The 24,051-nt window shown below is 72.1% G+C and carries 17 protein-coding genes; 10 read left to right on the top strand and 7 right to left on the bottom strand.

Annotated elements, in window-relative coordinates; genetic code table 11:
- The first annotated feature begins 125 nt into the window (after positions 1 to 125).
- The 6 genes from mtrA to ACFY7E_RS08530 all read left to right on the top strand — a co-directional run bounded on the left by mtrA (position 126) and on the right by ACFY7E_RS08530 (position 7,606).
- Positions 126 to 803 (top strand): two-component system response regulator MtrA, encoded by a 678-nt coding sequence (gene mtrA, locus ACFY7E_RS08555; protein WP_010356958.1) that lies wholly within the window; start codon positions 126 to 128, stop codon positions 801 to 803.
- A 1-nt stretch (position 804) separates the two neighbouring features.
- The gene (gene mtrB / locus ACFY7E_RS08550) at positions 805 to 2,850 is read left to right on the top strand and encodes an MtrAB system histidine kinase MtrB (RefSeq protein ID WP_389482167.1); all 2,046 of its coding nucleotides are present in this window, start codon (positions 805 to 807) and stop codon (positions 2,848 to 2,850) included.
- On the top strand, positions 2,840 to 4,705 hold the full coding sequence (locus ACFY7E_RS08545; RefSeq protein ID WP_389482164.1) for an LpqB family beta-propeller domain-containing protein: 1,866 nt from the start codon (positions 2,840 to 2,842) through the stop codon (positions 4,703 to 4,705). The genes mtrB and ACFY7E_RS08545 overlap by 11 nt, the downstream gene beginning before the upstream one ends.
- Positions 4,706 to 4,851: 146 nt before the next feature.
- Entirely contained in the window at positions 4,852 to 5,667 is an 816-nt protein-coding gene (locus tag ACFY7E_RS08540; RefSeq protein WP_389482161.1) for a ComF family protein, read from the top strand.
- Positions 5,668 to 5,961: 294 nt separating this feature from the next.
- Entirely contained in the window at positions 5,962 to 6,657 is a 696-nt protein-coding gene (hpf, locus tag ACFY7E_RS08535; RefSeq protein WP_383436169.1) for a ribosome hibernation-promoting factor, HPF/YfiA family, read from the top strand.
- Positions 6,658 to 6,853: 196 nt separating this feature from the next.
- Entirely contained in the window at positions 6,854 to 7,606 is a 753-nt protein-coding gene (locus ACFY7E_RS08530; protein ID WP_383436172.1) for a response regulator, read from the top strand.
- A gap of 57 nt (positions 7,607 to 7,663) precedes the next feature.
- Here the strand turns inward: ACFY7E_RS08530 and ACFY7E_RS08525 are convergent, their stop codons facing one another.
- Positions 7,664 to 8,833 carry a winged helix-turn-helix domain-containing protein gene (locus ACFY7E_RS08525; protein ID WP_383436175.1) on the bottom strand — a complete coding sequence of 390 codons (1,170 nt, stop codon included), beginning with the start codon at positions 8,831 to 8,833 and terminating at the stop codon, positions 7,664 to 7,666.
- A gap of 88 nt (positions 8,834 to 8,921) precedes the next feature.
- Positions 8,922 to 9,506 carry a GNAT family N-acetyltransferase gene (locus tag ACFY7E_RS08520; RefSeq protein ID WP_389482156.1) on the bottom strand — a complete coding sequence of 195 codons (585 nt, stop codon included), beginning with the start codon at positions 9,504 to 9,506 and terminating at the stop codon, positions 8,922 to 8,924.
- Positions 9,507 to 9,745: 239 nt separating this feature from the next.
- Between ACFY7E_RS08520 and secA the strand changes: the two genes are divergently transcribed.
- On the top strand, positions 9,746 to 12,556 hold the full coding sequence (gene secA, locus ACFY7E_RS08515) for a preprotein translocase subunit SecA (RefSeq protein WP_389482153.1): 2,811 nt from the start codon (positions 9,746 to 9,748) through the stop codon (positions 12,554 to 12,556).
- 78 nt (positions 12,557 to 12,634) lie between these two features.
- Here secA and ACFY7E_RS08510 read toward each other — a convergent pair whose 3' ends face one another.
- On the bottom strand, positions 12,635 to 13,303 hold the full coding sequence (locus ACFY7E_RS08510) for an Rv3235 family protein (RefSeq protein WP_389482150.1): 669 nt from the start codon (positions 13,301 to 13,303) through the stop codon (positions 12,635 to 12,637).
- A 275-nt stretch (positions 13,304 to 13,578) separates the two neighbouring features.
- On the opposite strand from ACFY7E_RS08510, the gene ACFY7E_RS08505 reads away from it, so the two are divergent.
- Together ACFY7E_RS08505 and ACFY7E_RS08500 are read left to right on the top strand one after the other, a co-directional pair.
- Positions 13,579 to 14,085 carry a DUF6912 family protein gene (locus tag ACFY7E_RS08505; RefSeq protein WP_389482148.1) on the top strand — a complete coding sequence of 169 codons (507 nt, stop codon included), beginning with the start codon at positions 13,579 to 13,581 and terminating at the stop codon, positions 14,083 to 14,085.
- Between the two features lie 87 nt (positions 14,086 to 14,172).
- A complete protein-coding gene (locus tag ACFY7E_RS08500) occupies positions 14,173 to 14,832 on the top strand; it encodes an HAD family hydrolase (RefSeq protein ID WP_389482145.1) in 660 nt (219 codons plus the stop codon).
- A 52-nt stretch (positions 14,833 to 14,884) separates the two neighbouring features.
- Here the strand turns inward: ACFY7E_RS08500 and ACFY7E_RS08495 are convergent, their stop codons facing one another.
- Entirely contained in the window at positions 14,885 to 15,439 is a 555-nt protein-coding gene (locus ACFY7E_RS08495) for a DJ-1/PfpI family protein (RefSeq protein WP_389482143.1), read from the bottom strand.
- Between the two features lie 385 nt (positions 15,440 to 15,824).
- Here ACFY7E_RS08495 and ACFY7E_RS08490 point away from each other — a divergent pair, with 385 nt between their 5' ends.
- On the top strand, positions 15,825 to 20,789 hold the full coding sequence (locus tag ACFY7E_RS08490) for an NAD-glutamate dehydrogenase (protein ID WP_389482141.1): 4,965 nt from the start codon (positions 15,825 to 15,827) through the stop codon (positions 20,787 to 20,789).
- Positions 20,790 to 20,843: 54 nt separating this feature from the next.
- Here the strand turns inward: ACFY7E_RS08490 and ACFY7E_RS08485 are convergent, their stop codons facing one another.
- Genes ACFY7E_RS08485 through ACFY7E_RS08475 form a run of 3 tightly spaced genes read right to left on the bottom strand, consistent with a single transcriptional unit; the run spans position 20,844 to position 24,026 of the window.
- A complete protein-coding gene (locus ACFY7E_RS08485) occupies positions 20,844 to 22,283 on the bottom strand; it encodes a glycosyltransferase 87 family protein (protein ID WP_389482139.1) in 1,440 nt (479 codons plus the stop codon).
- 26 nt (positions 22,284 to 22,309) lie between these two features.
- A complete protein-coding gene (locus ACFY7E_RS08480; RefSeq protein WP_389482137.1) occupies positions 22,310 to 23,098 on the bottom strand; it encodes an ABC transporter ATP-binding protein in 789 nt (262 codons plus the stop codon).
- Positions 23,091 to 24,026: an ABC transporter permease gene (locus ACFY7E_RS08475; protein ID WP_389482134.1), complete on the bottom strand. Its 936-nt coding sequence runs from the start codon at positions 24,024 to 24,026 to the stop codon at positions 23,091 to 23,093. Before ACFY7E_RS08475 ends, ACFY7E_RS08480 begins: the two co-directional genes overlap by 8 nt.
- Between the last annotated feature and the right edge of the window lie 25 nt (positions 24,027 to 24,051).

The raw sequence follows: 24,051 nt of genomic DNA, 5'->3' as shown, positions 1-24,051 counted from the left end.
GGCCGCGCGAACCGTGCGGCGGCGGGCCGAGCGGGTCGTTCTCCACAAGATCACGACCCTGACAGGGGGAGACGCTGTGGGACAGGTCACGGCAGGTAACGATTGGCTAATGGGATGATGTCGATATGAAGGGACGCGTTCTTGTCGTCGACGACGACACCGCACTGGCCGAGATGCTCGGCATCGTGCTGCGGGGTGAAGGGTTCGAGCCGTCGTTCGTCGCGGACGGTGACAAGGCGCTTGCCGCTTTCAGGGAGGCGAAGCCCGACCTGGTGCTGCTCGACCTGATGCTGCCCGGCAGGGACGGCATCGAGGTGTGCCGGCTCATCAGGGCGGAGTCGGGAGTGCCGATCGTCATGCTCACGGCCAAGAGCGACACGGTCGACGTGGTCGTGGGGCTGGAGTCCGGCGCCGACGACTACATCGTGAAGCCGTTCAAGCCGAAGGAGCTCGTCGCCCGCATCCGGGCGCGGCTGCGGAGGTCCGAGGAGCCGGCTCCGGAGCAGCTCACCATCGGTGACCTGGTCATCGACGTGGCCGGGCACTCCGTGAAGCGGGACGGGCAGTCCATCGCCCTGACCCCGCTCGAGTTCGACCTCCTCGTCGCGCTCGCCCGCAAGCCGTGGCAGGTCTTCACCCGTGAGGTCCTCCTGGAGCAGGTGTGGGGCTACCGGCACGCGGCCGACACCCGGCTGGTGAACGTGCACGTCCAGCGGCTGCGCTCGAAGGTCGAGAAGGACCCCGAGCGCCCGGAGATCGTGGTGACCGTTCGCGGTGTCGGTTACAAGGCGGGACCGAGCTGACATGAGTACGGGCAGTGCTGCTCCGAAGCCCGGGGACCCGGGAAGCCGTACGGGGCGGGCTGCCGGACCGGGGCGGGGGGGCTCGCGTTCCGGCCGTCCGCCGCGCGGTGGACGGCTCCTCCAGGACGGTTCGCGGGGAGGGCCGGTCTTCCGGCTCTTCGCGCGCTGGATCCGCCGGCCCCTGCTGCCCGCCGTGCGCCTGTGGCGGCGGAACATCCAGCTGAGGATCGTTGCCGGCACCCTGCTGATGTCCCTCGGGGTCGTGCTGCTGCTCGGCATCGTCGTCATCGGGCAGGTCCGCAACGGTCTGCTCGACGCCAAGGAGAAGGCCGCCCAGAGCCAGGCCGCCGGTGGGTTCTCCGCCGCCCAGGACCGGGCGGCGACCACCCCCTCGACGCCCGGACAGTCGGGCGGCGGACGGGACGGCGCCTCCGTGAACTGGCGCTCCACACTGGTCGAGCAGCTCGCCAGCGGTGGGCAGAGCGCCTTCAACGTGGTCGCGCTCTCCCTCGACACCGGCGACACCGCGAGCCGCGGTGCCCGCGCTTCCGGCGAGGTCGACCCGGCCACGAGCATCCCCCGCGACCTGCGGTACTCGGTGGCCCAGGGCAGCGACACCTTCCAGAAGTTCACGCGTATCCACTACACCAGCAGCAAGGCGTCCGAGCCCGGCCTGGTGATCGGCAAGCGGCTGAACGACGCCGAGGGCACCCAGTACGAGCTGTACTACCTCTTCCCGCTGACGCAGGAGGAGGACTCCCTCACCCTGGTCAAGGGCACCCTGGCGACCGCCGGGCTCTTCGTGGTGGTGCTGCTCGGGGCGATCGCCTGGCTCATGGTGCGCCAGGTCGTCACGCCCGTGCGGATGGCCGCCGGGATCGCCGAGCGGCTCTCGGCCGGGCGTCTCCAGGAGCGGATGAAGGTCACCGGCGAGGACGACATCGCGCGGCTCGGCGAGGCCTTCAACAAGATGGCCCAGAACCTCCAGCTCAAGATCCAGCAGTTGGAGGAGCTGTCGCGGATGCAGCGGCGGTTCGTCTCGGACGTCTCGCACGAGCTGCGGACCCCGCTGACCACGGTCCGGATGGCGGCCGACGTCATCCACGAGGCCCGCGTCGACTTCGACCCCGTCACCGCCCGCTCCGCCGAGCTCCTCGGCGACCAGCTCGACCGCTTCGAGTCGCTGCTCTCCGACCTCCTGGAGATCAGCCGCTTCGACGCGGGCGCGGCCGCCCTGGAGGCCGAGCCGATAGACCTGCGCCAGGTCGTGCGCCGGGTCATAGGCGGCGCCGAGCCCCTCGCCGAGCGCAAGAACACCCGGATCGTGGTCGTCGGCGACCAGCAGCCCGTGGTGGCCGAGGCGGACGCCCGCCGCGTCGAGCGGGTGCTGCGCAACCTCGTCGTCAACGCCGTCGAGCACGGCGAGGGCCGGGACGTGGTGGTGAAGCTGGCCGCCGCGGGCGGGGCCGTCGCCGTCGCCGTCCGCGACTACGGCGTCGGGCTGAAGCCGGGCGAGGCGACCCGGGTGTTCAACCGGTTCTGGCGCGCCGACCCGGCCCGCGCCCGTACCACCGGCGGCACCGGCCTCGGCCTGTCGATCGCCGTCGAGGACGCCCGGCTGCACGGCGGCTGGCTCCAGGCCTGGGGCGAGCCCGGCGGCGGTTCGCAGTTCCGGCTCACCCTGCCGCGCACGGCGGACGAGCCGCTGCGGGGTTCCCCGATACCGCTGGAGCCCGAGGACTCGCGCCGCAACCGCGAGCAGGCGGCCGGCCGGGCGCGGGAGAACGAGCGCCGGGCGGCCGTGCCGGCCCAGTCCGGCGGGGACCGGGCGGGGCTCCCGGTGCCGCCGAGACTGCCCGGGGCGCCCCGGGCGGCCGTCGACCCGACGGCGCTGCCCGGCAGCGGCGCCCGGGTGGTGGCGCGGGCGGCGGCGGACACCGACGGCCGCGGGACGGACACGGCGACGGCCGGCCGGAACGGCGACGCCGACGGGAACGACCGGGGGAACGGGAACGTGGAGCGGGAGGACGGGACACGTGGGCGCTGACTCCCGAGCGGAGCACGCGGGGCGGGGACGGGTCGTACGGGCGACGCTGCTGGTCGCGTGCGGCGCCCTCCTGGCGGGCGGCTGCGCGACGATGCCCGACAGTGGGGAGGTACAGCCGGTGAGGGGCTCCAACACGGGAGACTCACAGGTGCGGGTCTACGCCGTCGCCCCCCGCGAGAACGCGGTCCCGGACGAGATCGTCGACGGCTTCCTGGAGGCCATGACCAGTGACGACCCCGGCTTCGCCACCGCCCGCAAGTACCTGACGAAGAAGGCGGCGGGCACGTGGAAGCCGGAGCAGAGCATCACCGTGCTCGCCACCGCGCCCAACCGCAAGCAGGCCGACCGCAACGCCGATCCCGACAAGGACGGCCGGGTCTATCCGCTCGCCGGCCGCAAGATCGCGACCGTGGACGCCCGCCACGCGTACCAGCCGATCAGCCCCGCCGACTACCTGTGGTCGATCCACGTCGTGCAGCAGCCGACGGCGAACGGCAAGGGCAGGGAGTGGCGCATCGACAGCCTCCCGCCCGGTCTGGTCCTCGGCGAGGCGGACTTCCTCCGCAACTACCGCTCGGTCAACAAGTACTACTTCGCCTCCGGGGAGGACTGGGTCGTCGCCGATCCCGTCTACATCCGGCAGCGGCAGGACCCGGTCACCCGGATGGATCCGGTGACCCAGACCGTCAAGGCGCTGCTCGACGGTCCGACGAACTGGCTGAAGCAGGCCGTCGACTCCAGCTTCCCCTCCCGTACGACGCTGAAGGCCGGCGTCACCTCCCTGGCGACGGACGACCAGTCCACGCTGAAGGTGCCGCTCGAACTCCAGGGGAACCGGGTCGACGGGGTGGCGTGCCGGCGGATGGCGGCGCAGCTGCTGTTCACGCTGCGCGACCTGCCGTCCGTACGGGTCGAGCAGGTGGAGCTCCTGTACGGGTCGGACTCGCTGTGCCGGCTCGGCAAGGGGCAGGCGGCCGAGTTCGCGGCGGTCCCGGAGACCGACCTCGACGAGAAGCCGTACTTCGTCGACGCGCAGGGCAGGCTGAAGAAGCTGATGGTCGCGGGCAGGGAGACGGCCTCGCCGGTCGACGTGCCGGGACCGCTCGGCAAGGGGACGGTGCGGCTCGGTTCGATCGCCGTCGACCGGGGCGAGACCCGGGCGGCCGGGGTCGACGAGCCCGGCCGCCGGCTGTTCGTCTCCTCGATCACCACGGAGCAGCAGGACTCCCGGCAGCCGGTCCTGAGCAGTGGGGGTCTCCGGCCGGAGGACCGTCTCTCCGCGCCGAGTTGGGGCGGCCGGGGCGATCTGTGGGTCGCCGACCGGAACCCGGCCGAGCGTCGGCTGCTGATGGTGCCGGGCGGCGCCGGGGAGCCCGTCGAGGTCCGCACGCCGTGGCTGGGGGACGACCGGATCGAGTCGCTGCGGGTCTCCGCCGACGGCGTCCGGATCGCCCTGGTGATCAGGCGGGGCGAGCGCACCACCCTCCAGATCGGCCGGATCGAGCGGCACACGACGGACGAGGAGACCACCGTCTCGGTGGTGGACCTCCAGCCCGCCGCCCCCCGGATGGAGTCGGTCACGGCCGTCTCCTGGGCCGGGCCGAGCCGGCTCGTCGTGGTCGGCAAGGAGGCGGGGGGCGTGCAGCAGATCCGCTACCTCCAGACGGACGGATCGACCTCCACGACCTCGGTGCTCCCCGGTCTGAACAGGGTGAGTTCGGTGTCCGCGCCGCACACGGAGTCGGTGGAGACGCCCATGGTGGCCGACTCGGAGGACGGCATCGTCCGGCTGCCCCCGGGGACGAACTGGCAGCCGGTGGTGAAGGCCGGCGGCTCGCCGGTCTACCCCGGCTAGACCGGGCCTCCCGCCGGTCTCCGTACCGGTCCGCGCGGGGGCACCCGAAATAACTCCCGGGGTCTTCCGGAGAGCGCCGGGGCGGTGGCCGCCGGGGGTTTTCCACAGGGGTGGCCGAGGAGCGCGGGAAGGCGCACAGTGGAGCCATGCGGGGGTGGTGGCGCGAGATCGCGGGGTTGGTGCTGCCGGTCGCCTGCGGAGGCTGCGGCAGACCGCGGACGGAGCTGTGCCCGGAGTGCGCGGAGGCGTTGACCGGGACGGGGCCGCGCCGGGTGCGGCCGGCGCCCGAGCCCGCCGGGCTGCCCGTGGTGCACGCCGCCGCGCCCTACGCCGACGCGGTACGGGAGGTGCTCCTCGCCCACAAGGAGCGCGGGGCGCTCGCGCTCTCCGGGCCCCTGGGCGGTGCCCTGGCCGGTGCCGTGGAGGCCGCCGCCGGGGCCGCGGCGGGTCCCGGGGAGGGGCCGCTGCTCCTCGTGCCGGTGCCGTCCTCGCGGCGTTCCGTACGGGCGCGCGGCCACGATCCGACGCGGCGGATCGCCCTGGCGGCGGCCGCCCGGCTGCGGCGTGCGGGGCGGGACGCGCGGGTGGTGCCCGTCCTGCGGCAGCGGCGGTACGTGGCGGACCAGGCCGGGCTCGGGGCGCGCGGGCGCCTCTCGAACCTCTCCGGAGCCCTGGAGGTCGTGCCGGGCGGCGCGCGGCTGTTGGCGGCGGGACGGGCGGCGGGAACGGTGGTGCTGGTGGACGACCTGATGACCACCGGCGCCTCGCTGGTGGAGGCGGCCCGCGCCCTCGGAGCCGTACACCTTTCGTTCATTTCTGAAATACCGCACGGTTTACCGGACGGTTTTGCGCAGCACGGATTCGAACGGCGGGCGGCGGCCGTGGTCGCATCCTCTCCCGCTTCGTTCGAAATAAACCGGAACTCTTCGAGATCTTGGAACGTTGCAGGTGGTGAGAGGTGAGAACGCTCGAACGGAGGTATGTCGCGGCAGCGGGTGCCGACACCCGTCCGAAGGGGCTATGTTCGGTTGTGAGGAATGGCGAAGGCCATCGCCTCGCCGAATACATGGTTGCGCCTCTGGACAGGAGTTCAGGGCGAATTAACCTCCTGTCGGTGGGGTGGGGATGCTTCCCACCGGGGAGGAGGAGGTGAAAGTCGCCGAGTCCGATCTCCGGTAATCCACCGGAGTCTGGTGCAAAGGGAGATGCCCGGCGGTCGAGGAACCGGTCCGGGCGATCCGGGAACGGAGTTCTGCGTGGACATCGTCGTCAAGGGCCGCAAGACCGAGGTGCCTGAGCGGTTCCGCAAGCACGTGGCCGAGAAGCTGAAGCTGGAGAAGATCCAGAAGCTCGACGGCAAGGTGATCAGCCTCGACGTCGAGGTGTCCAAGGAGCCCAACCCGCGGCAGGCCGACCGGTCCGACCGCGTGGAGATCACCCTCCACTCCCGCGGCCCGGTGATCCGGGCGGAGGCTGCGGCCGCCGATCCGTACGCGGCGCTCGACCTCGCCAGCGACAAGCTCGAGGCGCGACTGCGCAAGCAGCACGACAAGCGGTACACCCGCCGGGGCAACGGCCGGCTGTCGGCCGCCGAGGTCGGGGACGTCGTGCCTGGCGTCGCCCAGTTCGACGGGGAGGGCCGGCTGGTCGCCGACGAGACCGACGAGGTGCCCACCAAGATGGTGGGCTCGATCGAAGTCCAGGGCGACGGCCCGCTGGTGGTCCGCGAGAAGACCCACAAGGCCGCACCGATGACGCTCGACCAGGCGCTCTACGAGATGGAGCTGGTCGGGCACGACTTCTACCTCTTCGTCGACTCCGACACCAAGCAGCCGAGCGTCGTCTACCGGCGGCACGCGTACGACTACGGCGTCATCCACCTGGAGAGCGACCCGCTCGCCGAGAGCGACCCGCTCGCCGACGGCGGCGCCGGCGGTGCGCTCGGCGGCTGATCGCCGCCCCGCACCCCGCACCATCCCACGGTGCCCCTGGAGCGCTCGGCGCCCCCAGGGGCACCCCTGTGTGCCCATGGATCCCCCCGCAGCCGCCGGGGCATGAAATCATGGAGTGCACGCCAACCGGTGCTTCCTGAGCACCGGTTGGAGGACCGAAAACGAATTCAGGCCACGGCCTTCAGGGGGAGGAACGATGGCGGACAGCTTCGGGCCGGTGCTCAGCGGGCGCGAGCACGGTGGGTCGGTCCCGGAGGGATCGGATTCGGACAGCGGTGCGTTCCGCAAGGAGCCGATCCGGGTCCTCGTCGTGGACGACCACGCCCTTTTCCGGCGCGGCTTGGAGATCGTCCTCTTTCACGAAGAGGACATCCAGGTCGTCGGTGAGGCCGGTGACGGGGCGGAGGCCGTCGAAAAGGCGGCCGATCTGCTGCCGGACATCGTCCTGATGGACGTGCGGATGCCCCGGCGCGGCGGCATCGAGGCGTGCACCACCATCAAGGAGGTCGCCCCCAGCGCGAAGATCATCATGCTGACGATCAGCGACGAGGAGGCCGACCTCTACGAGGCGATCAAGGCGGGGGCCACCGGGTACCTCCTCAAGGAGATCTCCACCGACGAGGTCGCCACGGCGATCCGCGCTGTCGCGGACGGGCAGTCGCAGATCAGCCCCTCCATGGCGTCCAAGCTCCTCACCGAGTTCAAGTCGATGATCCAGCGGACCGACGAGCGCAGGCTCGTGCCCGCGCCCCGGCTGACCGACCGCGAGCTGGAGGTCCTCAAGCTCGTCGCGACCGGGATGAACAACCGGGACATCGCCAAGGAGCTGTTCATCTCCGAGAACACGGTGAAGAACCACGTCCGGAACATCCTGGAGAAGCTCCAGCTGCACTCCCGGATGGAGGCGGTGGTGTACGCGATGCGGGAGAAGATCCTGGAGATCCGCTGAGGCTCCGGCCCGCTTCCCCCGCACCCCTGTGCCGCCGCGCCCCCGTGCCCCCGGACCTCAGCCCAGTTCCCGTACCAGTTCCGGGGCCAGGGCCGGGAGGTTCACACGGTCCGGGAGGATCGTCACCGTGTCGCAGCCGACCCATTCGGCCGCCTCGCGCAGCGCGCGGGCCACCGCCGGCACCGCCTTGGGGCCGTCCAGGGTCACCTGACGGGCCACCAGTGTCCGGCCCTCGCGCGCCGGGTCCACCCGGCCGACCAGCCGGCCGCCGGCGAGCACCGGCATCGCGAAGTAGCCGTGCACCCGCTTCTGCTTCGGCACGTACGCCTCCAGGCGGTGCGTGAAGCCGAAGATCCGCTCCGTGCGGGCCCGCTCCCAGATCAGCGAGTCGAACGGCGAGAGCAGCGTCGTGCGGTGCCGGCCGCGCGGCTCGGTCGCCAGGGCCGCCGGGTCCGCCCAGGCGGGCTTTCCCCAGCCCGCCACCGTCACCGGCACGAGCCCCGACGCCTCGACCGCCGCGTCGAACTGCTCGCCCTTGAGCCGGTGGTAGTCGGCGATGTCCGCGCGCGTGCCCACGCCGAGCGCCTCGCCCGCCTGCCGCACCAGACGCCGCACGCACTCGGCGTCGTCCAGGTCGTCGTGGAGCAGCGCCTCGGGGATCGCCCGCTCGGCCAGGTCGTACACCCGCTTCCAGCCGCGCCGCTCGACGACCACCACCTCGCCGTACATCAGCGCCCGCTCCACGGCGATCTTGGAGTCGGACCAGTCCCACCACTCGCCCTTGTTCTTCGCGCCGCCCAGTTCGGTCGCCGTGCGCGGGCCCTCGTCCCGCAGCTGGGCGATCACCTTGTCGTACGCCCCGGGCGACAGCGCGTGGCCCCAGGGCGAGCGGCCGCGGTAGGCGCGCCGGCGGAAGGCGAAGAGCGGCCACTCCTCGACGGGCAGCACGCAGGCGGCGTGCGACCAGTACTCGAAGGCGTGCGTCCCGGTCCAGTAGGCGTCCTCCACCGTCGTACGGCCCACGGCGCCCAGGCGCGCGTACGGCACCAGTTCGTGCGAGCGGGCCAGGACCGAGATGGTGTCGAGCTGGACCTGGCCGAGGCTCCGCAGCACCCCGCGCACACCGGCGCGGCGGTCGGGCGCGCCCAGGAACCCCTGGGCTCGCAGCGCGATCCTGCGGGCTTCGTCGGCGGACAGTTCGGCGGCGGGGCGCGGCACAGTCGTCATGGACCGCACCCTAGGCCCCGGCACCGACAGCCCGGTACCGGCGGCCTGGTGCCGACGGTTCGGTACCGGCGGCCGGAGCGGGACCGTGTCAGACCGTCGGGAGGTCGCTCGCGGGCAGGTACGGCAGGGGATTGGGCAGCCCGAAGTCGGAGGGGAGCAGGGCGCCGACCCAGCAGTCCCGGAGCGTGCCGTTGTTGGCCAGGCCGGCGCGCTCGACGCCCTCCACGACGAAGCCGACGCGCTCGGCCACCGCGCGCGAGCCGGTGTTGCCCACCTCGGCGCGCCACACCAGGCGGGTGCAGCCGAGGCCGGTGAAGGCCCAGTGGGCCAGGGCGCGGACGATCTCGGTCATGTAGCCGTGGCCGCGGTGGTCCGGGGCCAGCCAGTAGCCGACCTCCCAGACGCCCGGGCCGCGGTTCTTCAGGCCGGCCGAGGCGAGCAGCGGACCCCCGGCCAGCGGTTCGGCGGCGAAGACGTACTCGGTGTCCTCGCGCCAGCCGTCGGGCACCAGGCGGTTCAGGAAGAAGTCGGCGTCCTGCCGGGTGTAGGGGTCGGGGACGGTGGTCCAGCGCAGGATGGCGGGGTCCTGGCAGAGCGCGTACACGGCGTCGGCGTCGGCGGGGAGAGGATTGCGCAGCCGCAGCCGGTCGGTGGTGAGGGTGATCGGATCCATGCGGGGATTGTGGTGACCGGCCCGGCCCGAAGCGAACACTTTTCGGGTGTGGCGGCACCTTCCGCCCACCTCGTGCGTTCTCATTCCGGGCGGGCGTACGGCTCCGGCACTGCGGGCCTCCCTCTGTGAGGGCGGTCTCGCTTACGATGGCCGTTGCGGTGGGGACCACCTGCCGTGCCCGCGCTCGTGTCCATGACAAGACCCAGTGCCAGGCCCGACCGGCAAGGAGACCAGCCTCAGTGTCCGTCTTCAACAAGCTCATGCGTGCAGGCGAAGGCAAGATCCTGCGCAAACTGCACCGCATCGCGGACCAGGTCAACTCCATCGAAGAGGACTTCGTCAACCTCTCCGACGCCGAGTTGCGGGCGCTCACCGACGAGTACAAGCAGCGGTACGCCGACGGTGAGAGCCTCGACGACCTGATGCCCGAAGCCTTCGCGACGGTGCGCGAGGCAGCCAAGCGCGTCCTCGGCCAGCGTCACTACGACGTCCAGCTGATGGGCGGCGCCGCCCTCCACCTCGGCTACGTCGCCGAGATGAAGACCGGTGAGGGCAAGACCCTCGTCGGCACCCTCCCGGCGTACCTCAACGCGCTCTCCGGCAAGGGCGTGCACCTGATCACGGTCAACGACTACCTGGCCGAGCGCGACTCCGAGCTCATGGGCCGGGTCCACCGCTTCCTGGGCCTGAACGTCGGCTGCATCCTCGCCAACATGACGCCGGCCCAGCGCCGCGAGCAGTACGGCTGCGACATCACGTACGGCACGAACAACGAGTTCGGCTTCGACTACCTCCGCGACAACATGGCGTGGTCCAAGGACGAGCTCGTCCAGCGCGGCCACAACTTCGCCTGTGTCGACGAGGTCGACTCCATCCTCGTCGACGAGGCCCGTACGCCGCTGATCATCTCCGGCCCCGCCGACCAGGCGACCAAGTGGTACGGCGACTTCGCCAAGCTGGTCACCCGCCTGACCAAGGGCGAGCCCGGCAACCAGCTCAAGGGCATCGAGGAGACCGGCGACTACGAGGTCGACGAGAAGAAGCGCACCGTCGCCATCCACGAGGCGGGCGTCGCCAAGGTCGAGGACTGGCTGGGCATCGACAACCTCTACGAGTCGGTGAACACCCCGCTCGTCGGCTACCTGAACAACGCCATCAAGGCGAAGGAACTGTTCAAGAAGGACAAGGACTACGTCGTCATCGACGGCGAGGTCATGATCGTCGACGAGCACACCGGCCGCATCCTCGCCGGCCGCCGCTACAACGAGGGCATGCACCAGGCGATCGAGGCGAAGGAGGGGGTGCAGATCAAGGACGAGAACCAGACCCTCGCCACGATCACCCTCCAGAACTTCTTCCGCCTGTACGACAAGCTGTCCGGCATGACCGGTACGGCCATGACCGAGGCCGCCGAGTTCCACCAGATCTACAAGCTCGGCGTCGTCCCGATCCCGACGAACAGGCCGATGATCCGCAAGGACCAGTCGGACCTGATCTACCGGACCGAGGTCGCGAAGTTCGCCGCCGTCGTCGACGACATCGCGGAGAAGCACGAGAAGGGCCAGCCGATCCTGGTCGGCACGACCTCCGTCGAGAAGTCCGAGTACCTCTCGCAGCAGCTCTCCAAGCGCGGCATCCAGCACGAGGTGCTCAACGCCAAGCACCACGAGCGCGAGGCCAGCATCGTCGCCCAGGCCGGCCGCCGCGGCGCCGTCACCGTCGCCACCAACATGGCCGGCCGCGGTACGGACATCAAGCTCGGCGGCAACCCGGACGACCTCGCCGAGGCCGAGCTGCGCCAGGCGGGCCTGGACCCGGTCGAGCACGTCGAGGAGTGGGCCGCGGCCCTGCCCGCCGCCCTGGAGCGCGCCGAGAAGGCCGTGAAGGCGGAGTTCGAGGAGGTCAAGGACCTCGGCGGCCTGTACGTCCTGGGCACCGAGCGCCACGAGTCCCGGCGTATCGACAACCAGCTCCGCGGCCGTTCCGGCCGTCAGGGCGACCCCGGCGAGTCCCGCTTCTACCTCTCCCTCGGCGACGACCTGATGCGCCTGTTCAAGGCGCAGATGGTCGAGCGCGTGATGGCCATGGCCAACGTCCCGGACGACGTGCCGATCGAGAACAAGATGGTCACCCGCGCCATCGCCTCCGCGCAGTCCCAGGTCGAGACCCAGAACTTCGAGACCCGCAAGAACGTCCTGAAGTACGACGAGGTCCTCAACCGGCAGCGCGAGGTCATCTACGGCGAGCGCCGCCGCGTCCTGGAGGGCGAGGACCTGCACGATCAGATCAAGCACTTCATGGACGACACGATCGACGACTACATCCGCCAGGAGACCGCCGAGGGCTTCGCGGAGGAGTGGGACCTCGACCGTCTGTGGAACGCCTTCAAGCAGCTCTACCCGGTGAAGGTCACCGTGGAGGACCTGGAGGACGCGGCCGGGGACCGGGCGGGCATCACCGCCGAGTTCATCGCCGAGTCCATCAAGGACGACATCCACGAGCAGTACGAGGCGCGCGAGAAGCAGCTCGGCTCGGAGATCATGCGCGAGCTGGAGCGGCGCGTGGTCCTGTCCGTCCTGGACCGCAAGTGGCGCGAGCACCTCTACGAGATGGACTACCTCCAGGAGGGCATCGGCCTGCGCGCCATGGCGCAGAAGGACCCGCTGGTCGAGTACCAGCGCGAGGGCTTCGACATGTTCACCGCCATGATGGAGGGCATCAAGGAGGAGTCCGTCGGCTACCTGTTCAACCTGGAGGTCCAGGTCGAGCAGCAGGTCGAGGAGGTCCCGGTGCAGGCGACCGCCCCCTCGCTCGACAAGGGCGACGCGGTGCCGGCCGGTGCCGGGCGTCCGGAGATCCGCGCCAAGGGGCTCGACGCCCCGCAGCGGCCGGACCGGCTGCACTTCTCCGCGCCGACCGTGGACGGCGACGGCGGTGTCGTCGAGGGCGACTTCTCCTCCGGCGACGGGGACTCCGGCGACGGGCTGACCCGCGCGGAGCGGCGCAAGGCGCAGAAGAACGCGGGCGGCGGGCGCCGTCGCAAGAAGTGACGCGCTGAAGCTTCGGCGCGCGGGAGGGGCCGTTCACCCGGTGGGGTGGGCGGCCCCTTCGCCGTGCCTGCCTTGCCGTCACGTCGTGCCCAGGCCGTCGAGCTCCACGGCCGCGCAGCGCCAGCGGCGGTCGGCGCCGCGCTCCAGGCGGAACGCCATCGCCCGGACGCGGGCGCCGGTGGCGATGGTCGCGAAGGCCTCGACGGCGCCCTGGTCGGGGTGCGCCTGGACCGAGCAGCGGCGCAGGACCGGGCGGGGGCCGTGGGAGCGCAGGGGCGTCTCCGGAGCGAGCCGGACGAGCTGCTCGTACGCCTCGCCGAGGGTGTGGCCGAGCATCCAGTGCACCGGCCGCTCCCCGCTCAGGACGGCGAGCAGGCGCTCCGCGAAGACGGTGTGCGGCGGGAGCGCCCGGGGCGCGCCGCGCTCGGGCGTACGCGGGCGCGTACCGGCGGAGCCGCGCGGCCGGGTCCCGGCGGGGCCGCCCGGAGCGGTACGGGGGCGCGGGGTGCGGGGGCGGCGGGCGGCAGCGCCGACGGGGGAGGCGGGGACGGTGGCCGGGTAGGTGGGGGTGGTGGCCGGGGCCGGGGCCGGGGCCGGGGCCGTAGAGGCCGGAAGGGTGACCGCCGGAACCGCAGAGGCTGAGGGAGTGGCTACCGGGGCCGGGGCGGCGGTCCGCGTCGCGGTGGGCGCGGTAGGCGCGGTGGGCGAGGTCGTGCGGGGGGTCGTCGGTGTGAGCGTGGTGGTCATGGCGGGCCCCTGTCGTTGCGTAACCGCTTGGTACCGGTCGGTAACTTTCGTTGGGGATCTTGTACGGCGGGGGCCGGGGGCGGTGCAAGGGGCGGAGCGCCGCCGGGCGGTCCGGAACGGGATCACCTATCCGGGTGACGCGGTCGGAAATCGGGTCTCCGGCGGTTCGGCGCGCGGGTCCCGGCGGTGGACGGACGGGGGGTTCGGCCCGCCGCCCCGAAGGGGTACTCGGCACGTATCCTGAGGATCTCTCCCTCTACGAAAGCGGCCGGCCGATGCGCGTCTACGTCCCCCTGACCCTCCCCGGTCTCGCACAGGCGCACAAGGCGGGCGAGCTGGGCCCCGGCCCGCTGACCGCCTACGCCGTCACCCCCGCGCTGCGCGAGTGGTACGTCTCCGACGACATCGAGGAGCTGGAGTACGCGGCCCTCGGCCGGGCCGCCGCCGCCTCCCTGCGGCTGCTCGCCGGCGACCCCGGGGCGCCCCGGCGCCGGATCGTCGTCGCCGTCGACGTGGCCGACGAGGAAGCGGTCGCGGACCCCGACCGGGGGCTCGACGCCGACGCGATCGGTGAGGTCCGGATCGCCGGAGCCGTCCGGCTGGCCAAGGCCGCGGCCGTGCACGCCGACGCGGACGACGCCGAGGCGGACGTCAGGGCGGCGGCGGACGCGCTGGGGGCGGCCGACCGGGGTGACGACGACGCGCGGTTCGTCGTGGACGGCGCCGAGGACCACGAACTGCTGTGGTTCGGGGTGCAGGAGATTCCCGGGCTGCTGGGCTGAGGAAACGGGAGGGCCCCGGGGGTTCCGGAAGGGTCTCGGAACCGCTCCGCGCTCTTCGCCGCCGGAGGCGGCGGGTACCGTCCTTCCATGGGGAAGCACGGAAAGCACCTGGTCTGGGACTGGAACGGCACGCTGCTCGACGACCTCGACGCGGTCATCGGGGCGACGAACGCCGCCTTCGCCGAGCTGGGACTCGCGCCGCTCACGCGGGAGCGGTACCGCGAGCTGTACATGGTGCCGGTGCCCCAGTTCTACGAGCGGCTCATGGGGCGGCTGCCCACCGACGCCGAGTGGACCCTCATGGACGGCGTCTTCCACCGCCACTACCGGGAGCGCGCCGAGAACTGCGGCCTGACCGTCGGCGCCGCCGAGCTGCTCGCGGCCCGGCAGGCCTCCGGCTTCACGCAGTCGCTGCTCTCGCTCGCGCCGCACGCCGACCTCGTCCCCCTCGTGCGGCGGCACGGGATCGCGGAGCGGTTCCTGCGCATGGACGGGCGGCCCGACACCTCCAAGGACGGCAAGTCCGGGCACATGGTGCGGCACCTGGCCGCCCTGGAGGGGATCCGGGTCGAGCGGGTGGTCGTCATCGGCGACGCGGCGGACGACGCGCTGGCGGCGGCCCACGTCGGGGCGAAGGCCGTGCTCTACACCGGCGGCTCGCACAGCCGCGCCTCCCTGGAGCGGGTGGGGGTGCCGGTGGTCGACTCGCTCGCGGAGGCGGTCGCCGTGGCGGAGGAGCTGGTGTGACCCCCGCGCCCCGTACGACCGCCCGTACGACCCGCCCGTACGGCCGGAGCCCTCAGCCCCTCGACCTGAGGACCTTCAGGAACTCCCGCATCCAGGCCGGGTGGTCCGGCCACGCGCGGGAGGAGACGAGCAGGCCGTCGACCACGGCCGCCGTGTCCTGGAAGGACGCCCCCGCCGCCTGCATGTCCATCTCCAGGGCCGGATAGGCCGTGACCCGGCGGCCCTCCAGACCGCCGGTCGCCGCCGTCAGGAGCGGGCCGTGGCAGATCTGCGCGACCGGCTTGTCCGCGTCGAAGAAGGCCTTGACGATCTTGCGCAGCTCCGGGTCGTTGCGCAGGTACTCCGGCGCCCGGCCGCCCGGGATCACCACCGCCAGGTACGCCCCCGGATCGACCTCCGAGAAGGCCAGGTCGGCGGGCCAGGTGTAGCCGGGCTTCTCGGTGTACGTGTCGAAGCCGGGCTCGAAGTCGTGGACCACGAACCTCAGCGTCTTGCGGGCCGGGGCCGCGATGTCGACCTCGTACCCCTCCTCCAGAAGGCGCTGGTAGGGGTACATCACCTCCAGCGACTCCGCCGCGTCCCCGGTCACGATCAGGATCCTCGCCATGGCTCTCCCAGCTCGCAGAAGGTCGGATGCCGTGCCCTGAGGACATGTGTCGCTGTCCATAACGTCAAACTTCCACCCCCTCTTTTGTACACATACGGCTCATGACGGGGCGGGGGTCCGGAGCGATAGGCTTTCGTCGTGATCAGCGCGATACGCCGAGGGGGCAGTGAAGCCCCCGGCTGCCGCCCGGACCGCTCCGGCGGCCGGGCCGACCGCGCGTTCGCCGATCACCTCCGCCCGGGTGCGCCACGGTCAGTGGCCGACGACGACCCGGGCTTCTCTCATACGGGCATGACACCGTCTTCCTCGGACACACGAGGGAGAGGCGTTGTGCCCTTCCTTCCACCGATGTCGCGCAACGGCGCGCGGCCAGGAGTCAGAGGACATGCAGACCAAGCTGGACGAAGCCAAGGCCGAGCTGCTCGAAAGGGCCGCCCGGGTAGCTGAGCACAGCCCGGTCGGGGGGCGACTCCCGACGGGGCCGGACGGTTCGGGCGAGCGCCCGGACGGCGACACCGTGCTCGAATACCTCCAGCGCTACTACCTGCACACCGCGCCCGAGGACCTGGCCGACCGGGACCCGGTCGACGTCTTCGGCGCCGCCCTCTCCCACTACCGCCTGGCGGAGAACCGTCCGCAGGGCACGGCGAACGTGCGCGTCCACACCCCGACGGTCGAGGAGAACGGCTGGACCAGCAGCCACTCCGTCGTCGAGGTCGTCACCGACGACATGCCCTTCCTCGTCGACTCGGTCACCAACGAGCTGTCCCGACAGGGCCGCGGCATCCACGTCGTGATCCACCCGCAGGTCCTCGTCCGCCGCGACGTCACCGGAAGGCTGATCGAGGTCCTGTCGGCCCAGATCCACGGCGAGCTGCCGCACGACGCGCTCACCGAGTCCTGGATCCACGTCGAGATCGACCGCGAGACCGACCGCGCCGACCTCAAGCAGATCACCGCCGACCTGCTGCGCGTCCTGTCCGACGTCCGCGAGACGGTCGAGGACTGGGAGAAGATGCGCGACGCCGCGCTGCGCATCGCGGACGGCCTCGCCGACGAGCCCACCGCCACCGACCTGCGCCCGACCGAGGTGGAGGAGGCCTGCGAGCTGCTGCGCTGGCTCGCCGACGACCACTTCACCTTCCTCGGCTACCGCGAGTACGAGCTGGTCGACGGCGACGCCCTGTCCGCCGTGCCCGGCACCGGCCTCGGCATCCTGCGCTCCGACCCGCGCCACTCCGGCGACGACGAGGGCCACCACGCCCACCCCGTGTCGCCGTCCTTCAGCCGGCTGCCCGCCGACGCCCGGGCCAAGGCCCACGAGCACAAGCTGCTGATCCTGACCAAGGCCAACAGCCGGGCGACCGTGCACCGCCCCTCGTACCTCGACTACATCGGCGTGAAGAAGTTCGACGCCGCGGGCAACGTCGTCGGCGAGCGCCGCTTCCTCGGCCTGTTCTCCTCGGCCGCCTACACCGAGTCCGTCCGCCGCGTCCCGGTGGTCAAGCGCAAGGTCCAGGAGGTCCTGGAGGGCGCCGGCTTCTCCCCGAACAGCCACGACGGCCGCGACCTGCTCCAGATCCTGGAGACCTACCCGCGCGACGAGCTGTTCCAGACCCCGGCCGACCAGCTCCGGGCCGTCGTCACCAGCGTCCTCTACCTCCAGGAGCGGCGCCGGCTGCGGCTCTACCTGCGCCAGGACGAGTACGGCCGCTACTACTCGGCCCTCGTCTACCTGCCGCGCGACCGCTACACCACCCGCGTCCGGCTGCGGATCATCGACATCCTGAAGGAGGAGCTCGGCGGCACCAGCGTCGACTTCACCGCCTGGAACACCGAGTCGATCCTCTCCCGGCTGCACTTCGTCGTCCGCGTCGAGCCCGGCACCGAGCTGGCCAAGCTCACCGACGCCGACGTCGAGCGCATCGAGGGCCGGCTCGTCGAGGCCGCCCGCTCCTGGGCCGACGGCTTCGGCGAGGCGCTCAACGCCGAGCTGGGCGAGGAGCGCGCCGCCGAGCTGCTGCGCCGCTACGGCAACGCCTTCCCCGAGGGCTACAAGGCCGACCACTCGCCGCGCGCGGCCGTCTCCGACCTGGTCCACCTGGAGGCCCTCGCCGACAGCGAGAAGGACTTCTCGCTCTCCCTCTACGAGCCGGTCCTCTCGGCCCCCGGCGAGCGCCGCTTCAAGATCTACAAGACGGGCGACCAGATCTCCCTCTCCGCCGTCCTGCCGGTCCTCAACCGGCTCGGCGTCGAGGTCACCGACGAGCGCCCCTACGAGCTGCGCTGCGCCGACCGCGCCCACGCCTGGATCTACGACTTCGGCCTGCGGCTCCCGGCCACCAACGGCAGCGGCGTCTCCCTCGGCGACGACGCCCGTGAGCGCTTCCAGGAGGCCTTCGCCGCCACCTGGACCGGCGAGGCCGAGAACGACGGCTTCAACTCCCTCGTCCTGTCCGCCGGGCTCAACTGGCGCGAGGCGATGGTGCTGCGGGCCTACGCCAAGTACCTGCGGCAGGCCGGTGCGACCTTCAGCCAGGACTACATGGAGGACACCCTCCGCAACAACGTCCACACCACCCGGCTGCTCGTCAACCTCTTCGAGGCCCGGATGGCGCCGGAGCGCCAGCGCGCCGGCACCGAGCTGATCGACGCGCTCCTGGAGGAGCTGGACGCCGCCCTCGACCAGGTCGCGAGCCTGGACGAGGACCGCATCCTGCGCTCCTTCCTCACCGTCATCAAGGCCACCCTGCGGACCAACTTCTTCCAGAAGAACTCCGAGGGCCGGCCGCACTCCTACGTGTCGATGAAGTTCGACCCGCAGGCCATTCCCGACCTGCCGGCCCCGCGCCCCGCCTTCGAGATCTGGGTGTACTCGCCGCGCGTCGAGGGCGTCCACCTGCGCTTCGGCAAGGTCGCCCGCGGCGGCCTGCGCTGGTCCGACCGGCGCGAGGACTTCCGTACCGAGATCCTCGGCCTGGTCAAGGCGCAGATGGTGAAGAACACCGTCATCGTGCCCGTCGGCGCCAAGGGCGGCTTCGTCGCCAAGCAGCTTCCGGACCCGTCCGCGGACCGCGACGCCTGGATGGCCGAGGGCGTCGCCTCGTACAAGACGTTCATCTCGGCCCTGCTCGACATCACCGACAACCTGGTCGCGGGCGAGGTCGTGCCGCCGGTCGACGTGGTCCGCCACGACGAGGACGACACCTACCTGGTCGTCGCCGCCGACAAGGGCACCGCGACCTTCTCCGACATCGCCAACGGGGTCGCGGAGGCGTACGGCTTCTGGCTCGGCGACGCGTTCGCCTCCGGCGGCTCGGCCGGCTACGACCACAAGGGCATGGGCATCACCGCCCGCGGCGCCTGGGAGTCCGTCAAGCGCCACTTCCGCGAGCTGGGCCACGACACCCAGACCGAGGACTTCACCGTCGTCGGCGTCGGCGACATGTCCGGCGACGTCTTCGGCAACGGCATGCTGCTCTCCGAGCACATCCGCCTGGTCGCCGCCTTCGACCACCGGCACATCTTCCTCGACCCGAACCCGGACGCGGCCGTCTCGTACGCCGAGCGCCGCCGCCTCTTCGAGCTGCCCCGCTCGTCCTGGGCCGACTACGACACCTCGCTGCTCTCCGCCGGCGGCGGCGTCCACCCCCGCAGCGCCAAGTCGATCCCGGTCAACGCGCAGGTCAGGGTCGCCCTCGGCATCGAGGACGGAGTCACCAAGATGACCCCGGCCGAGCTGATGAAGGCGATCCTCCAGTCACCCGTCGACCTGCTGTGGAACGGCGGCATCGGCACGTACGTCAAGTCCTCGGCCGAGTCGAACGCCGACGTCGGCGACAAGGCCAACGACGCCATCCGCGTCGACGGCCAGGACGTGCGCGCCAAGGTGGTCGGCGAGGGCGGCAACCTCGGCGCGACCCAGCTGGGCCGCATCGAGTTCGCCCGCTCCGGCGGACCCGGGGGCGAGGGCGGCAGGATCAACACCGACGCCATCGACAACAGCGCCGGCGTCGACACCTCCGACCACGAGGTCAACATCAAGATCCTGCTCAACGGGCTCGTCGCCGAGGGCGACATGACCGTCAAGCAGCGCAACAAGATCCTCGCGGAGATGACCGACGAGGTCGGCACGCTCGTGCTGCGCAACAACTACGCGCAGAACACGGCCCTGGCCAACGCCGTCGCCCAGTCGCCGTCCCTGCTCCACGCCCACCAGCGGTTCATGCGCCGCCTGGGCCGCGACCGGGCCCTCGACCGCTCCCTGGAGTTCCTGCCCAACGACCGGCAGATCCGCGAACTCCTCAACAACGGCAAGGGCCTGACCCAGCCGGAGCTCGCCGTCCTCCTCGCGTACACCAAGATCACGGTGGCCGACGAGCTGATCGGCACCGGGCTGCCGGACGACCCGTACCTGACCGGGCTGCTCCACGCGTACTTCCCGACGCTGCTGCGCGAGCGGTTCACCGAGGCCGTCGACGGCCACCCGCTGCGCCGCGAGATCATCACCACCGTCCTGGTCAACGACACCGTCAACGCCGGCGGCTCGACCTTCCTGCACCGCCTCCGCGAGGAGACCGGCGCGTCGATCGAGGAGATCGTCCGGGCGCAGACCGCCGCCCGCGTCGTCTTCGGCCTCGGCCGGGTCTGGGACGCCGTCGAGGACCTCGACAACCGGGTGCCGGCCGAGATCCAGACCCGGATGCGGCTGCACGCGCGCCGGCTGGTCGAGCGCGGCACGCGCTGGCTGCTCAACAACCGGCCGCAGCCGCTCCAGCTCACCGAGACCATCGAGTTCTTCGCCGAGCGCGTCGAGGAGGTCTGGTCGCGGCTGCCGGAGCTGCTGCGCGGGGCGGACCTGGACTGGTACCGGTCGATCCTGGACGAGCTGACCGGGTTCGGGGTGCCGGAGGAGCTCGCGCGGCGGGTCGCCGGCTTCTCCTCCGCGTTCCCGGTGCTCGACATCGTCGCCATCGCGGACCGGACGGGCAAGGAGCCGCTCGCGGTGGCCGAGGTCTACTACGACCTGGCCGACCGGCTGCGGATCACCGACCTGATGGACCGGATCATCGAGCTGCCGCGCGACGACCGCTGGCAGTCGATGGCCCGCGCCTCGATCCGCGAGGACCTGTTCGCGGCGCACGCGGCGCTCACGCAGGACGTCCTGACGTCGGGCGGCGACGACGCGAGCCCGGAGGAGCGGTTCAAGGCCTGGGAGGAGAAGAACGCGGCGATCCTGGGCCGCGCGCGGACGACCCTGGAGGAGATCCAGGGCTCGGACACCTTCGACCTGGCGAACCTGTCGGTGGCGATGCGGACGATGCGCACGCTGCTGCGTTCGCACAGCTAGGAGCACGCGCGCGAGGGGCCCCGCCGGTTCTCCGGCGGGGCCCCTCGCCGTTGCCTACTCCTCCGGCGCGGCGGCGACCGTCGAGGTCCACAGGCGGCGGGCGGCGAGCAGCGCCGCCGCGAGCAGCAGACCGTTGCGGAGCACCATGACGGCCAGACCCGTGGGGGTGCCGTCGATGACGTCGAAGTAGAGGACGGGGTACGCGAGCGCGCTCAGCGCCGCCGCCGGGAGCAGCAGCAGCGCCACCGGGCGCATCACGGTGTCCCGGGAGGTCAGGCAGACGGCGGCGAGCCCGAGCAGCCAGACCATGTACTGGGGGCTGATCACCCGGCTGGTGACGGTGAACAGCAGGACGGCGGCGAGCGCCGTGTCGAACGGCGTGGCGGGGGTCCAGCGGTGGGCGCGGACGCGCCAGAGGACCAGCCAGCACAGGGCGGCGGCGGTGAGCAGCAGGGAGAGGTGGCCCAGGGTGGAGACGTACGGGCCGACGTACTCCAGGGCGCCGTAGCGGAACTCGACCGTCCCCGGCCAGATGCCGGCGGACCGGGCGAGCGCGAGGGCCGTGCCGCCCAGGGACTCGATCTGAATGCCCCGGTCGCCCTGCTGGCGCAGGAAGCCGAGCGACTCGGAGAAGAAGAACCCGAGGGTGGCGAGGAGCGCGACGGCGGTGACGGCGGCCGCGGCCCACGCCTCCCGGGTGGTACGGCCCCGTGGGGTGCCCAGGAGGGCGAGCGCCGGCCACACCTTGACCAGGGCGCCGATCCCGGCGAGCGCCCCGCCGAGCTGGTGGGCGGCGGCTCCGCGGGCGGTGAGGGCGAGCAGGGCGAGGACGGCGAGGGCGGTGGTCTGGACGTCGTACCGGGCGAGGGGGAGGTGGAGGAGGAGCGGCAGGCCGCAGACCCAGATCCAGGCGCCGTGGGTGAGGCGGGCGCCGTCGGCGCGGGCGAGGGCGAGGGTGACGACCGCGTCGGCGAGGAGGGTGAGGGTGACGAAGGCCTGGAAGTAGGTGAGCCAGGGGAGGACGCCGGGGGACATGATCACGAGCCCGGCCCCCGGCGGGTACTGCCAGGTGGCGTCGCCGGGCGGGAAGGTGCCCGCGGCGAACCTCCCGTACCAGTGCTCGTAGAGCGCCACCTCGCGGGCCACCCCGCCGATGCCGAGGTCGTCGCGGAGGAGCAGCAGGAGCATCCCGGCCCGGGTGAGGAGCCAGACGGCGGCGAGCGCGAGCCGGGGCCCGTTGCCGACCGTGACGAAGGTGGCGGAGGTGAAGGTCTCCGACGCGAAGGGGGAGCGGGTGAGGGCGGGGGGTTCGGTGCTCGTACTGGTGGGGTGGGGGGCGTCGGCGGTGGGGCCGGACGCGGTGGAGCCGGGCGTAAGAGGGTCGGACGCGGTGGAGCCGGACGCAAGAGGGCCGGACGCGAGGGAACCGGACGGGGCGGAGCCGGGGGGTTCGGTGCCGGCCGGGTGGGGGGTCTGCGGCTGATCGTTCGTCACCCCACCGCACTTTAGACCGTAATGTCTTATTTGCCCCTGGTCTTCGCCCCCGACGCGGTGAACTCCTCGTACGCCGCCACCACCTCCCGCGCCGGGCCGTCCATCCGGAGCGTCCCCGCCTCCAGCCACAGGGCCCGCCCGCAGGTCTCCGCGACGGTGGCGTTCGAGTGGCTGACCAGGAAGACCGTCCCGGCCGCCGCCCGCAGTTCGTCGATCCGCCGCCGGCTCCGGCGGCGGAAGCGCGCGTCGCCGGTGGCCAGGGCCTCGTCGATGAGCAGCACGTCGTGGCTCTTCGCGGCGGCGATGGAGAAGCGCAGCCGGGCCCCCATCCCGGAGGAGTACGTCCGCATCGGGCGGGAGATCGCGTCGTCCTTCTCGTTGACGCCCGAGAAGTCGACGATCCCGTCGTAGCGCTCGCGGACCTCCGCGCGGCTCATGCCCGCCGCGAGACCGCCGAGGACCACGTTCCGCTCGCCGGTCAGATCGTTCATCAGGGCCGCGTCGACGCCGAGGAGGGCGGGGCGGCCGTGGGTGTAGATCCGGCCGCGGTCGACGGGCAGGAGCCCCGCGACGGCCTTCAGGAGGGTCGACTTCCCCGATCCGTTCGAACCGATCAGGCCGATCGCCTCGCCCCGGTACGCGACGAGGTCGACGCCCTTGACGGCGTGGACCCGGAGGCCGGCCGGGGGCCTCCGCCACCGGCCGCCGCGCCTCCGGTCCCGCCCGTGTCCATGTCCGTGTCCGTGCACGGTGTACGTGACGTGGACGCCGTCGGCGACGACGGTCGGGATCCTCTCCTCCGGTGTCTCAGCCACGGCCGTACGTCTCCTCCGCCTTCCAGAACCACAGGAAACCGCCCGTGAAGGCCAGGAGCGCCCAGCCGGCGGCGAGCGCCCAGACGTGCGGCGGCAGCCGGTCCGCGGTGTGGCTCCCGATCAGGGCGAAGCGCACGAGGTCGATGTAGACCGCCGCCGGGTTGCACCGGAGGGCGAGCACCACGGCCTCGGGGAAGCGTCCGCCGCCCGACAGGTTCCCGATCGACCACATGGCGCCCGAGGCGTACATCCAGGTGCGGAGCGCGAACGGCATCAACTGCCCGATGTCCGGGGTGCGGGCCGCGATCCGGGCCAGGGCGAGCGCCAGGCCCGCGTTGAACAGGGTCTGGAGGGCGAGCGCGGGGACGGCGAGCAGCCAGCTCCACGTGGGGAACTCGCCGCAGCAGAGGAGGATCGCGACGAGCGCGGCGAGCGAGAGCAGGAGCTGCTGGAGCTGCTGGAGGGCGAGCGAGAGCGGCAGGCTCGCGCGCGGGAAGTGCAGGGCGCGGACGAGGCCGAGGTTGCCGCTGATCGCCCGGGTGCCGGCCATGAGCGTGTTGGAGGTGAAGGTCCACACGAAGACGCCGGTGAGCAGGAAGGGGACGTAGTCGGGCACGCCGTGCTCGGCGTTCATGAACACGCCGAAGATCAGGTAGTAGACGGCCGCGTTGAGGAGCGGGGTCGCCACCTGCCAGAGCCCGCCGAGGCGCGACTGGCTGTACTGGGCGGTCAGCCGGGCCGTCGCGAAGGCGGCGATGAAGTCGCGGCGGGACCAGAGCTGCCGGACGTAGGCGGGGAGCGGGGGGCGGGCCCCGCTGACGGTCAGGCCGTGGCGGAGGGCGAGGGCGCGGAGGTCCCCGGGGGGAGGGGCGGTGCGCGGCGGGGGCGGAGTGGTCCGCGGCGGGGGCGGCGCGAGGGTCGTGGTCATGGGCGGGCTCCGGGGCGGGCTTTCG

Origin of the sequence: Streptomyces sp. NPDC012825, from assembly GCF_042900925.1 — a bacterium.
GTDB lineage: Bacteria > Actinomycetota > Actinomycetes > Streptomycetales > Streptomycetaceae > Streptomyces.
Note: the sequence above shows the minus strand (reverse complement) of the source record. Positions and strands in the feature narration are given on the sequence as shown.

Bases quoted from the DNA above. Each gene is read 5' to 3' on its own strand.
- ACFY7E_RS08520 (WP_389482156.1), bottom strand. From the start codon at position 9,506: ATGGATCCGATCACCCTCACCACCGACCGGCTGCGGCTGCGCAATCCT.
- mtrA (WP_010356958.1), top strand. From the start codon at position 126: ATGAAGGGACGCGTTCTTGTCGTCGACGACGACACCGCACTGGCCGAG.
- ACFY7E_RS08495 (WP_389482143.1), bottom strand. From the start codon at position 15,439: ATGGCGAGGATCCTGATCGTGACCGGGGACGCGGCGGAGTCGCTGGAG.
- ACFY7E_RS08505 (WP_389482148.1), top strand. From the start codon at position 13,579: ATGCGCGTCTACGTCCCCCTGACCCTCCCCGGTCTCGCACAGGCGCAC.
- ACFY7E_RS08510 (WP_389482150.1), bottom strand. From the start codon at position 13,303: ATGACCACCACGCTCACACCGACGACCCCCCGCACGACCTCGCCCACC.
- ACFY7E_RS08530 (WP_383436172.1), top strand. From the start codon at position 6,854: ATGGCGGACAGCTTCGGGCCGGTGCTCAGCGGGCGCGAGCACGGTGGG.
- ACFY7E_RS08540 (WP_389482161.1), top strand. From the start codon at position 4,852: ATGCGGGGGTGGTGGCGCGAGATCGCGGGGTTGGTGCTGCCGGTCGCC.
- ACFY7E_RS08475 (WP_389482134.1), bottom strand. From the start codon at position 24,026: ATGACCACGACCCTCGCGCCGCCCCCGCCGCGGACCACTCCGCCCCCG.
- ACFY7E_RS08525 (WP_383436175.1), bottom strand. From the start codon at position 8,833: ATGACGACTGTGCCGCGCCCCGCCGCCGAACTGTCCGCCGACGAAGCC.
- ACFY7E_RS08500 (WP_389482145.1), top strand. From the start codon at position 14,173: ATGGGGAAGCACGGAAAGCACCTGGTCTGGGACTGGAACGGCACGCTG.
- mtrB (WP_389482167.1), top strand. From the start codon at position 805: ATGAGTACGGGCAGTGCTGCTCCGAAGCCCGGGGACCCGGGAAGCCGT.
- ACFY7E_RS08490 (WP_389482141.1), top strand. From the start codon at position 15,825: ATGCAGACCAAGCTGGACGAAGCCAAGGCCGAGCTGCTCGAAAGGGCC.